Raw genomic sequence first — 12899 nt, 5'->3', positions numbered from 1 at the left:
GTAGGAGCGAATATGAAACTTCGCAGTATCGTTCTTCTCGCAGTTGCCATTCTGCCCATCGCCACCGCGCAGCAGCCCTCCGCACCTGTCGCATCCGACCCACAGGCCACTCTTCGCTACATCCATGCCTCATGGGACACGCTGACGCGTTCGATGACTTCATGCAGCTCGCTCGTCGATACCAAGATTTCCACCCATCCCATCCTGTACCTTCCGGCAGGCGTGCCCGTGCCTCCCACAGTCAATGCAGTGAAGCAACAGTGCCAGGTGCAAATCATCACTCTCCCTCGCCGTATTGAAAAACTCGGCGATGTGCAGCCCCAGGAACTCCCAGCGCCCGGCCTGCTTTATCTCCCCAACCCCTACGTAGTGCCCGGCGGCCGCTTCAACGAGATGTACGGCTGGGATAGTTTTTTTATTCTCCTCGGCCTGGAGGCGGACAATCACGCAGCACTCGCTAAGGGAATGGTCGATAACTTCCTCTTTGAAATCGAAAACTACGGCGGCGTCCTCAATGCCAACCGCACCTACTACCTCACGCGCTCGCAGCCTCCGTTCCTCACTTCCATGATTCGCTCCGTCCTTGAAAATCCTGCCAGCTTTCCTGCAACGCCTGAAGGCAAAGCAGAAAAACAAAAGTGGCTGGAACGCGCCTATGCATTAGCCGCCAAGGACTACTCCATCTGGCTGCGCCCCGAACATCGCGCAGGGGATACTGGTCTTGCTCGCTACTTCGACTACGGCACCGGCCCTGTCCCCGAAATGGCTGATGATGACACCTACTATCCCGACATCATCCGCTGGCTACTCGCACATCCCGGTACCAGCGGAGACAGCTACCTAGTGAAAGGCTCCGAACATCCCAGCGCTGCCGAAGCGCAACAACTCAAGCAAACAAGCTGCGACGTCACCACCAGCGCCGTCTGCATGAAAGCCTGGGCTGGCGGCTACCGCCTCACTCGCGACTTCTACATCGGCGACCGCGCCATGCGCGAATCCGGCTACGACCCCAGCTTCCGCTTTGGCCCATTCTCCGGAGCCACGCATCACTTTGCGCCTGTCTGCCTCAACAGCTTGCTCCATCGCTATGAGCGAGACATGGCCCACTTCGCTGCAATGCTAGGCAAAAAATCCGAGGAAACCGAATGGAAACACCGCGCCCAAGCCCGCAACGTCGCCATGCATCGCTACCTGTGGCAGCCGAAAGAAGGCCACTTCACCGACTACGACTTTATCCATCACACGCCTGACACCTATGCCTACATCACATCGCTCTACCCGCTGTGGGGTGGAGTAGCCACGCACGATGAAGCCAAGCAAGTCGTAGCCAAGCTCAACCTCTTCGAGCGCCCCGGCGGCCTCTCTATGAGCAACACCAACACTGGCCTGCAATGGGACGAGCCCTTCGGTTGGGCGCCTGCTAACTGGGTCTCCGTCGCCGGTCTTGAAGAAGCGGGCTTCCACGCTGATGCAGCACGCATCTCCGAGCACTTCACCGCCACCATCGACGCAGGCTTCGCAAAAGACGGAACCATCCGCGAAAAGTACAACGTAGTTACCAGCAATGCCAACGTGCAGATACAAACCGGCTACAAGAGCAACGAAATCGGTTTCGGATGGAGCAATGCTGTGTACCTGCGAATGACCGCACTGGCGCACGAAAACACCGTCGTCACCACGTCAACGTCACGGTAATCGTCTTCCATCCATCTCCTTGCGGAAAGCTCACAACCAGCGGCAGTGTCTTGCAGGCATAGAGATCCGCATCGCATGCACGAAACGAAATGCTAGCATCAGGCGTTCCGACTGGCTCTGTCTGTGCCTTTGGAATAAGGTGGCCTCGGCGTACAAGATTGAGAATGCCACTGGTTCCAGCTCTACCTTCTAACGTAAGCACAAGCTTGTGATTTGCGTATTCGCTATGCAGAACGCGGAATTGCGAAGTACGCGCACCCGGAATTGGAGATAATGTCGGCTGCTTTGACAGAACACTTTCTATTGGATGCAGGTCTCCGAGCGAAAAATCCGCTTCAAGCTCAGGAAGTTGAATGCGTATACCATTTCGCGGCTTAATGATTTGCAGTTCTGGCAGCCTGCTGCTTTCTAATGGACCAAAGGATGCGCCCACAGTATCGCTACGCAAGTGCCAATCGTCGGGAGCGATGAAAGAAACATCAAGGGATCCATTCTGCTGCACGAAATCAAGCGAAGCTTTTCCGTCTGGGAGCGAAATATCGCCCATATAAGCGTGCTCCCAGCTTGCCGGCAAATGCGGATTCACCGTAATCGTCTTGGTCTGTGCATCCACGGTAATTCCAAACAATCCGCGCAGCGTCGGCGTAATTACCATTGCAGAAGACCAGAGCTGATGACTCGTACTGCGCCCAAACGGAACAAAGTAGTCACCTGAAAGCAGCTCTGTAACCGCGCCAACATCCTGCGCCTGCGTGAGGTTCGCATTCTCCATCAGTAGTTGATACCCTGCCAACGACTGCCCTCCGCGATACTCCGCTAACGAAGCCCAGCCCGTAAACAGCGGCCACACAGACCCCTGGTGGTAGCTCATCCCGTCATAAACTTTCTCGGTATTCGCTACATCCCGCGTGCCCCAGTCTGTATTCAGCGGTGAAGCTATAAACTGCTCCAGGCATTCCCGTGTATGCGCAAGCTTAGCTCTTCCATCCACCGGGTCCCACCACGCCAACGCCGGATAAATCGTAGAAGTCTTATCCTGCGTTCCATCCGCATTCCGGCTGAACGCATAGCAAGCCTTTGGCGCGTCGTAATACTCACTCTCAATCGTCTTCGCAATCGTCTCCGCGCGCTTCTTCGCCGCATTCACTGCAGTGGCATCCTGCAACAACATTTCCATCCGTGCCATTGCCGCAGAAGCCTGCTGGTCCAGCAGCGCTAAATAAACCTCCTGGTGCGGCATCCCACCCGGCCAACTCTCCACCCAGCCAGTTCCCTGCGAGTTGTCGTAAATCCCATCGCCGTCGGTGTCATGCGTTGTCTCAAACTTCCACGCCTTCTCTACGGCATCGCAATGCTCGCGCAGAAACCCCACATCCCCGCTCGTCTTCACGTAATCCGCAACGGCCAGCAGGAACAGCGGGGTAGCATCTGCCGCGGCATACATATATGGGAAGGCCTTCCAATCAACAGCCGGCGCAGTCTGCGAATACTCGTGCATGATCTTGCCGTCTTCCCTTTGCCGGTGAATTAGAAACTCCAACTCTTGCCGCGTCAGCTTGAAGTCTCCAAATCCGTTCACCGCATAGAGCGTATAAAGCGCATCGCGTCCAAAGAACCACCCAAAGCCTGGCCGTGCTGAGTCACCGGACGAATAGTACCCCGCTACCAGCGCCGTCTCCTCGCTGCCATCACGCTCTCGTAGTGTTGCTTTCAACTGCTCGATGGAGATAACCGCCCACTGAAACGCCTCATCCAGCACCGCGTCCGGAGTCTCAATCTGCGCTGAATCCGCAAGCCGTTTCTTCCATTCCTCCGCATGCGCTGCGTATGCCGCTGTAACATTCACATTCAGCTTTGCCAGTGAAGCTCCGAGCGCTGCATTGCCAGCATCGCTTGCATTTTTTCCGACAGCCATCAACAGCGGGAACAGCTTCCCGTTGTCGCGCGCGGGATCGATATGCAAATGCAACTCAACGGGATGAACCTGCGGCCTTTCCTGATACGGGGCCAATATCCCCGGCTTCGCTCCCGGCATCGCAATTGCTCCGGCGAAATCCGGGTAATCAGAGTGCAGAACATAGTAGCCTTGTCTGCCGTTCGCAACCCACTCCACACCCGGCACACCTTCATTGCGCTCCGGCCACATCCATTGCAGCTCTGGGGTAAATCGAAAGGTAAAATCCGTTGGGCGCAGACAATCGAACTCGTACAGCACAACAGGGCCGCCATGCCACGCATTGTTGTTTGGCGAGAACATAATCTGCCGCACTGTAAAGCCGATATGCGAGTACGTGATGATTGTGCGGTCTGGCCGCACCTCAATCTGCGCGGCCATCTTGTTCACATCAATCGGAACTGGATAGTTCTCCATCTCTGCTTCCAGCGTCAGATGCGAAAGCAGCTTTACTGGAAGCACCCATGCTTCCATCGTTCCATCCTGCTGCCCTAGCAGCACGCCGCGCTCTCCCGCCACAGTGAAAGGCTTCTGCGCCTCAGCATTCGCGCGCAGAGCCGGGCCATCCATGCGGAATGAAATTGCGTCAATCGTATGCAGATCGGCGACACTCTGCTGTGCATGAACAGTGGCGACAGATACCAGTACCAGAGCCATCGTCAAAAATAATTTGGGAGAACGCATCGCACACACCCTCGAAGTACGGCCCAAGCCTACCAGCCCGAGGCCGCCGCATACTATCCATCGTTTCGATATACTTGCTCTCCAGACGCAACATCCACCATCCAACACGCATCCGGAGCCAAGCAATTGTCTTTCTCCCGCCGCCGATTCCTGCAGTCTCTCTCGCGCACCGCGCTTATCCTCTCATTGGAAGACGTTCTCTCCCTCGCGCGTCCCATCTTCTCGCAACAGACCGTACAGCAAGCGCCCGTTGGCACCATGCGGCAATCTTATGAAGCACAGTCGCGGCCCGCACCCAAAGGCACATCCTCACCCGTAACTGGAACTCCGCTCGGCGTGCAATTTACGGATGTAGCGAAACAAGCTGGTCTTAATGTTGAAACCATCTTCGGTGGAGCGCACCACAACAAGTATTTGCTGGAAACCACGGGATGCGGTGCGGCCTTCTTCGACTATGACCAGGACGACTGGGTGGATATCTTCCTCGTCAACGGCTGGCGGCTCGAAGGCTTTCCTAAAGGGCAGGAGCCTGTCTGTCATCTCTTCAAAAACAATCGCGACGGCACTTTTACGGATGTGACGCTGAAGTCGGGCCTTGCGCGTTCCGGCTGGGGACAGGCCTGCTGCGTTGGCGACTACAACAACGATGGATGGAACGATCTCTTTGTTACTTACTACGGTCAGAACTCGCTCTTTCGCAATAACGGCAACGGCACATTTACGGATGTGACGAAGGAAGCGGGCCTGCTGCAAGACCGGCTTCGCTGGAACTCCGGCTGTACCTTTGTGGACTTCGACAAGGACGGCCATCTCGACCTCTTTGTTGGTAACTACATAGACCTGGACCTCAAAACTACGCCTACGCCTGAAGATGCGCATTGCACTTACAAGGGCATTGTTGTGGCTTGCGGGCCGCCCGGGCTGCAGGGTGGAAAGAATATTCTCTACCGCAACAAGGGCAATGGAACTTTTGAGGACATCAGCCAGAAAGCTGGCATCTTTACCGCGCTTGGTACTTATGCGCTTGGCTGTGTTGCTGCAGACCTCGACGGGGACGGCTGGCCGGATATCTATGTTGCTAACGATTCCACGGCGGCGACGCTTTACCTCAGCCAGAAGGACGGTACGTTCAAGGATCAGTCTGTCGAAGCAGGTGTTGCTTTTTCGCCCGATGGCAAGCCGCAGGCAGGTATGGGCGTTTCTGTTGGCGACTACAACCGCGACGGGCTTCCTGACATTGTTAAAACCAACTTTGCCGGTGACACTGATTCGCTTTATATGAATCTTGGCGGCGGTATGTTTGACGACCGGACTTATCAGGCTGGCCTTGGAGTTAATACGCGGTTGCTGGGGTGGGGTGTCAGCTTTCTCGATATGGATAACGATGGGTGGCTCGACATTCTTGTTGCCAATGGGCATGTCTATCCAGAAATGGATGGCACGCAGGTGGACGCAGCTTATGCTGAGCGGAAATATCTTTACCGCAACCTGCGCAACGGGCAGTTTGAGGATGTGAGTCTGCAGGGCGGTGCGGGTATTACGGCCAATGCTTCGGCGCGGGGTTTTGCTGTTGGCGATTACGACAATGACGGTGACCTTGACGCTATCGTGAACTGCATCAACTCGGTTCCGCAACTGCTGCGCTGCGACTCCACGCTTAAGCACAACTGGATCAAGATTCGGCTTGTTGGCACTAAGAGCAACCGTGCGGGAATCGGGGCGCGCATCAGGGTTGTGGCGCAGACGGGTACGCCTTTGCTCAATGCGAAGGCTGGAACGCCGCTTACTCAGATTGAGGAGGTGCGCTCGTCTGACGGTTATTACTCCGCGAGCGATTTGCGCATTCACTTTGGGCTTGGCGAGGCTAAGAAAGTGGACATTGTGGAGATACGATGGCCGTCCGGCGCTACGGATACGCTCAAGGACCTCGACGCTAATAAGCTCTACGTTATTGAGGAAGGCGGGAAGGTTCTTAAGGCTGCTGCGTTGAATGGGCTTGTGCCAAAGGCTTGAGGATTTGCTGCGGCAGTCTGTGCATCTTTGCGATGCTGTGTGCATGCGCACGGTGGGGGCGGTTTTGCAAGCTGTTTGTTTTGTGTGAGTTGTGTGGGATTGCACAGGGACTGTGCAGTTTCTTTATTCCGGAACTGTGGAACTGTGCGAGAGGCAGAGGGCAGGGTACAGGGGTGCGGGTGGTTGAACGTGTCCTTTGCTGCATTGTTTGCTCCTTTCTTTACAGTCCCAGTGTTAAGAGGGGGGAGGGGGTACCCTTTTCTGGTCCTTCAAACAGAACGGCCCGATTCCTTTGGAATCGGGCCGTTTGTTTACTTATTTTTAGTTTGGCATAAATGACCATAATTGAGCGCAAACTTGGCTCAGAATTTTGCTTAATGGAATCAGTGAGTTAGAAAATATTTTCGTTCGTGGGGCTTGACAGGATTCTTCCACAGGCGGAGGGAGGGCTTGATGCGGAGGGACTGGCAGTATGGGTATCCCCGGTCCCCAAGTGCGAGGGATCGGGGGGCACCCGAGTTGTGGCCGGACTGGAAAAGGCAACCGCAGATCCTTCGCTCCGCCTACCCCAATGCGCTTCGCTCAGGATGACACCAATTATTCTTGGGGGGAGAACCAGGGCATCACGTCGCTTTGCGGCGCTGTATGCTTATGCCGTGCAGCGCCTTGTCCACTTCTCCGCGTGGAAATTCTGTTGTTCCTCTCTTCTCTTTCTCGTCCTTGGCTGTCTCCTCGCCGCATCGCAGGAGAGCGGCGATCCCAATGCCGCATGCGTTGCATGCCACCGCGAAATTTATGAGCGTTACCGCACTACGCCCATGGCCAATGCCAGCGGGCTGGCGCGCAAGGGATTTCTGCCTGCTGACTTTCGCCACGAGATTTCCGGTGTGCACTATCGCATCTACGAAGAGAACAACAACGTGTGGCTGAGCTACGAGCGCGCGGCTGTATCTGCTGCCAATGCGGCACTGAACGGGAGGCAACAGCTTGTCTACTTTCTCGGCTCGGGGCATCGCGGGCGCACTTATCTCTTTCAGCAGCAGGGGTACTGGTTTGAGATCCCTATCAACTGGTATGCGAAGAAGCAACTCTGGGATATGGCTCCCAACTACCAGAGCACGCATGAGATGCCGCTGACGCTGCCGGTTGACCCCGGTTGCCTTACCTGCCATGCATCGAACGCCGCGTCTTCCCTGCCCGATGCGCGGAATCACTACGCGGCTGCGCCGTTTGCGCATGGCGGCATTACCTGCGCGGCCTGTCATGGGGATGCGTCTACGCACATTGCTTCGAATGGCAGGAATTCGCTCCTCAACATCAACACGCTCAGCCCGGTGCAGCGCGATTCGGTTTGCCTGTCCTGCCATCTGGAGGGACAGGTGGCAGTTACGCGGCCTGGCAAGCGGCCAGAAGAGTTTCGCCCCGGCGACAACATCTTTGACTACACCGCTTTCTTTGTACATAAAAGCGAGGCCGGCTCAGGCGGACGCGCCACCAGCCAGTGGGAAGCTCTTTTGCGCAGCCGCTGTAAGCAGGTTTCCGGGGACAAGATGACCTGCACCACTTGCCACGATCCGCACAGCACTCCTACGCCTGGGCAGCGTGTTGCTTTCTATCGTGCCAAGTGTTTGCAGTGCCACAATCAGGTGGGCTTTGCCGCTGGCCATCATGCGGAGAACCCTGACTGCACGGCCTGCCACATGAGCCGCCCGCCCTCGAACGACATTGCGCACGAGCAAGTAACCGACCACTGGATTGTGCGCCGCGCCAGCACGAAGGCGCTTCCCGTAGTCAGCACCGGAGAGCTGGTTTCTGTCGGCGGCAATGCTGCAAGCGATCGCGACCTCGGTCTTGCCTATGCGCAGCTTGCCTCACGTGGCGACCGCGACGCCGGAACGCGTGCGCTCACCCTGCTGCACAAGGTGGCAAGCCTGCCGGAGGCTGCGCATGATTATGAGGTCTTTTCGCAACTGGGATTTCTTGAGCAGGTCAGCGGCAACCTGACTGTTGCAAGGGATGACTATCGCAAAGCTCTCGCTATCAATCCCAATGACTCTTTAGCGGAGGGAAACCTGGCGCTCATGGAAGCCGGACAGCATCATTCCGGCGAAGCTATCCAGCATTGGCAGGCAGTCTTCATGCGTGATCCTACGCAGATTAACGCGGGACTGAACCTTGCCGTGGTGGAATGCCAGGCAGCCAATCGTTCCGGCACAGAGCAGGTACTTCAGCGCATTCTTGCGTTTGCGCCGGACAACCAGCGCGCCCACGCCATGCTCGACGCTATCGAAACAGGCAAGCAGCCTTGCGCGGCGCGGTAGCCCCCTCCTGCTTATTCACCACGCGGATACTATTTCTAAAATATTTATAAAGATTGCCCCATTCTGAAAGAGTTTCTGTTTTGGTAGGAATTTTGCTCCAAAGCAATAGGCAGGAGAAATAAATCGTTTTATGCTCGCTGCACTGCTGGAATCGCGACTCAATCGTTTGTGCGCTTTGCTGACAACGAGTTGAATTTACCCTCATTTCCCATATGGACTACCAAATTCGGTGTTGACACGACTTGTTTGTTTTGAGTAACGTTCCAGCATTTCAGGGAGATAGCTCTCTCGTCTTCGCTAATTTGTGCGTATTTGCGCTCCACCCGGAGCGTTTTAATCCCAGGTCGTTTGTTTGCTCGACTTCAGGAGGTGGACAAAAAAACCACAATCGGCCATGCCTCGGCCGGTAACAAAAACAAGTACAGAAAAACAAAAGAATATGAGGCATACCCAGGAGACCGTATGAAAAATATGCAGCGGAAAGCCATTGCGCTGGCCATTGTGGCCTGTGCAATGAGCGTGCTCAGCGCGCATGCGTGGGCACAGTCGGTCTACGGTTCAATTTTCGGCACAGTGACGGATAAGAGCGGAGGCGCCATTCCAGGCGCAACCATTGTAGTGACAGACGAGTCCAAAGGCACCGTCTTCACCGTCACGTCGAATGCAACCGGAGACTACAGCGTTCCTCACCTTATCCCAGACACCTACGACGTAAAAGTATCCGCCAAGGGATTCAAGAACTCCGAGACAAAAGCTATCCAGGTCCTCGCCGACGCTTCCCCGCGCATTGACGCCGCGCTGGAAGTAGGCGGCGGCACGGAAACCGTACAAGTGAACGCAGACCAGGAACCAACGCTCAAGACAGACCGCGCCGATGTGGCGCTGACCCTGGACCGGCAGCAGGTTTCAAGCCTTCCTATCGGCGACCAGAACTTTACCAACCTGCAGCTTCTGCTGCCCGGCGCGCAAAAGCTTGGCTGGTCTCACGCTGCCGATGAAAACCCGCAGGGGTCGCAACAGATCCAGGTGGATGGACAGGCCTTTGGCGGCACGGCGTTTGAGTTGGACGGCACCGATAACCAGGACCCGATCCTGGGAATTATCGTGGTCAATCCGTCTACGGACGCGGTTACGGAAACCAAGATCACTACGCAGAACTTTGACGCTGAGCTTGGCAAGGCCGTCTCGGCTGTTATGACTGCGCAGACGCGCTCCGGCACGAACCAGTTCCACGGAGACGCTTACGACTTCCGCACCGGTAACAGCAACATTGCACGCGATCCGTACAGCCAGGCGCCGAACTACATTACCGATGCAAATGGCGTGCCGGCCTCTGTGCCTCCGGGACTGAAGAACCGCTTTGGCGGCACCATTGGCGGACCTATCTGGAAAGACCGCGCCTTCTTCTTCTTCAACTATGAAGGCCAGCGGCAGAAGGTTGGCGTCTCGAACACCGATACCGTTCCCACGGCGCAGATGGTCAGCACCTGCCTTGGCCAAACCGTCGGCCCCATGGGAATCCCAGGCTGCGACTTCAGTGACTATGAGGCGGTCTACAGTGATCCAACAGTAGGCAAGCTGAAAGGAACCACGCAGCTTATCTATAACAACACCGGCAACGCCTCTTATGATGCAGCCTTCCAGAAAAACGTAGTCCCCATGGCACTCGTTTCTCCGCAGGCGCAGGCACTGCTGAAGATCATGCAGCCTTACAAACCGAACCAAGCCACCACGGGGCTTGCCTCGATTGAAAACAACTACGCGGCCAGCGGCACTGGCCTCTTTAACAGCGACCAGTGGACAGAGCGCGTTGACTTTACGCTCAACCAGAGCGCGCATATCTTCGAGCGCTTCACGCGCTTTACGGATACGCTCTCCGGCAAGGTTATGTTCGGTGACGCGGGCGGTCCCGGCTTTGGCCTGGGCGCTCCGCCTTATGGCGGCAACTCCACGGGAGCCAATGACAGCGTGGCTGCGGGCATGGATATCGCGATCAATCCCAAGCTGCTGACGGACTTCCGTCTTGGCTACTATCGCTACAACATCATCGACACCAAATTTGACCAGGGCGTTGATTTTGCGAATCAGCTTGGCATTCCGGGCATCAACCTTGGCGATAACTTTACCTCCGGCGCGCCGGGATTTGAAATCAATGCGCCATTCAGCGGAGCTACTTCGCTCATCGGTGGCGGCCTTGGCATTAACCGCTGCAACTGCCCACTCACGGAAAAGGAAGACCAGTTCCAGATCGTCAACAACTGGACCAAGATTATGGGCAACCATAGCCTGAAAGTCGGCGCTGATCTTCGCTACGGGCGCAACCTTCGCGTTCCTTCGGACACGGACCGCGCGGGCCAGATGAACTTCCAGACTGGACCAACATCGAATGGAGGCTCGAACGGCCTTGGCTGGGCCACGCTGGCGATGGGACTTGTTCCGAGCTTTGGCCGCTACGTTGGCAATCAGGCCTACGACGAAACCAACGCCAAGGAGTTCCAGAAGCGCACGTTCTTCTACGCGCAGGACACATGGCGCGCAACCCATGCACTCACTCTCAACCTTGGATTGCGCTATGAGCTTTACTTCCCTGAGACTGTCAACGGTCCGGGACATGGCGCGCTCATGAACATCAACGATGGCTATTTGCACGTTGCCAGCATCGGCAATGTTTCCTCCAACATGGGATGGGGCCTGAGCTACAAGAAGATGTTCGATCCGCGCATTGGCCTGACTTACCAGTTCAGCCCCAAGACCGTAGTGCGCGCCGGTTACGGACGCAGCTTTGACACTGGCGTCTTCGGCTCCATCTTCGGTCACGTCGTTACGCAGAATCTTCCAGTGCTCGCCAACCAGCAGCTCAACGAGCCCGGCGGTAGCGTAGATTGCGAATTTAATCTTGGCCCAGGGTCTGCGACCTGCCCTGGCAATCCGACACAACAAGGACCGCCCGCTTATCCCTTCCCCGTCGTGCCATCCAGTGGACTCCTACCGGCACAGGCTACCGACACAAGTCCGAAAGCGCGTCCCAACCCGCTACGTTTCCCCACCATTGATGCGTGGAACCTGAGCGTGCAGCAGGCCTTCACGCCTACAACTTCGCTTACCATCGCATACGTGGGTAATAAGGGCACTCACAACCTTGGCGACGGTGACAACAACAACACCAATCCGAATGAAGCAGGACTTGTGCTGCCCGGAGCGCAGAGCGTTACCGGGCAAACTCTACACTGGGATCCAAATGGCCTCGGAGGCTCATCCGTTTTGCCTCCAGGTTATTCTGGCGGTGTCTCCAATGCGAACTTCCTCCAACGTTACTACGGTGGCACACTCCCGGCCTGTACAGATCCGAACTATAAAACACCGATCAACGAGCCCAACATTGTTCCCGGCATGTGCGGATGGACGCAGGGCATCAGCTACTACAGCGATGACCTGAATACAGAGTTCGACGCCTTGCAGGTTTCGCTGGCGCAGCAGATGTGGAAGGGCCTCGCCTTTAACGCCAACTATGAATGGGCCAACGCGTGGGATCAGTCCGGCGGTTATTCCACATGGGATAAGCACATTGTTCACCAGCGCGACCCCAACGTCAGGGCGCAGCAGTTTGTGCTCTTCGGCACCTATGACATTCCCTTCGGCAGAGGCAGAACGTATGCCTCGAACGTTAACCACGCCATGGATCTGCTGATAGGCGGCTGGCAGCTAAGCTCTGTTCTGAACTGGGCTGGCGGCCTGCCGTTCACCATCAACTACGGCAACTTTGGCGGAGATCAAGACTGCAACCACAACGTCGGCGGCACTGCGGCACCCTGCCGCCCCAACACCTACGGCCGCATGAAGACACATTTGTCGAGCGCCACCTATAACACTGGCGGCACCAAGACAAATACCTTCTGGGAGTCACAACCGCAGTTGTTCTCTTACCCCGGTTTGGGCGTAATCGGCAACGCGGGAGCCAACACCTATAAAGGCCCTTCGTTCTATAGCGACGATGCGGCCATCTCCAAGTCCTTCGCTATCTGGGAGCAGGTAGCGGTCAAGTTCCGCATGGACGCCTTCAACGTCTTTAACCACATCAACGCTGGCAACCCGAACAATAACGATATCTTCGGCACCGGCCCCATCAACAGCGAAGCGCAAGGCTGCGTTCCTAACGGAAACTGCGGCCCGCGCCAGCTTGAATTCTCCCTGCGCGTCGAATTTTAAGAAGCGCTCAACATAACCCGAACCAC

Annotated in this window: 5 protein-coding genes; 4 read left to right on the top strand and 1 reads right to left on the bottom strand. The window is 56.2% G+C overall.

Translation table 11 applies throughout. The features are described 5' to 3' along the window. Positions 1–12 precede the first annotated feature (12 nt). Positions 13–1695, top strand: a complete 1683-nt coding sequence (locus AC5S3R_RS00925; RefSeq protein ID WP_494264726.1) for a trehalase family glycosidase — start codon at positions 13–15, stop codon at positions 1693–1695. Here AC5S3R_RS00925 and AC5S3R_RS00920 read toward each other — a convergent pair. Beyond that, complete coding sequence (locus AC5S3R_RS00920) at positions 1673–4333, bottom strand: amylo-alpha-1,6-glucosidase (RefSeq protein WP_494264725.1); 2661 nt, start codon at positions 4331–4333, stop codon at positions 1673–1675. The genes AC5S3R_RS00925 and AC5S3R_RS00920 overlap by 23 nt on opposite strands. Positions 4334–4591: 258 nt before the next feature. Here AC5S3R_RS00920 and AC5S3R_RS00915 point away from each other — a divergent pair, with 258 nt between their 5' ends. The 3 genes from AC5S3R_RS00915 to AC5S3R_RS00905 all read left to right on the top strand — a co-directional run bounded on the left by AC5S3R_RS00915 (position 4592) and on the right by AC5S3R_RS00905 (position 12873). Beyond that, positions 4592–6346, top strand: coding sequence for a CRTAC1 family protein (locus AC5S3R_RS00915; RefSeq protein WP_494264955.1), 1755 nt, complete (start codon positions 4592–4594; stop codon positions 6344–6346). A gap of 656 nt (positions 6347–7002) precedes the next feature. Beyond that, positions 7003–8667, top strand: coding sequence for a tetratricopeptide repeat protein (locus tag AC5S3R_RS00910; protein ID WP_494264724.1), 1665 nt, complete (start codon positions 7003–7005; stop codon positions 8665–8667). A gap of 462 nt (positions 8668–9129) precedes the next feature. Further along, positions 9130–12873 carry an outer membrane beta-barrel protein gene (locus AC5S3R_RS00905; protein WP_494264723.1) on the top strand — a complete coding sequence of 1248 codons (3744 nt, stop codon included), beginning with the start codon at positions 9130–9132 and terminating at the stop codon, positions 12871–12873. Positions 12874–12899 lie beyond the last annotated feature (26 nt).

Source organism: Occallatibacter sp. FHG110214_02 (assembly GCF_059115385.1).
This window is presented reverse-complemented; position numbering and strand designations above follow the sequence as displayed.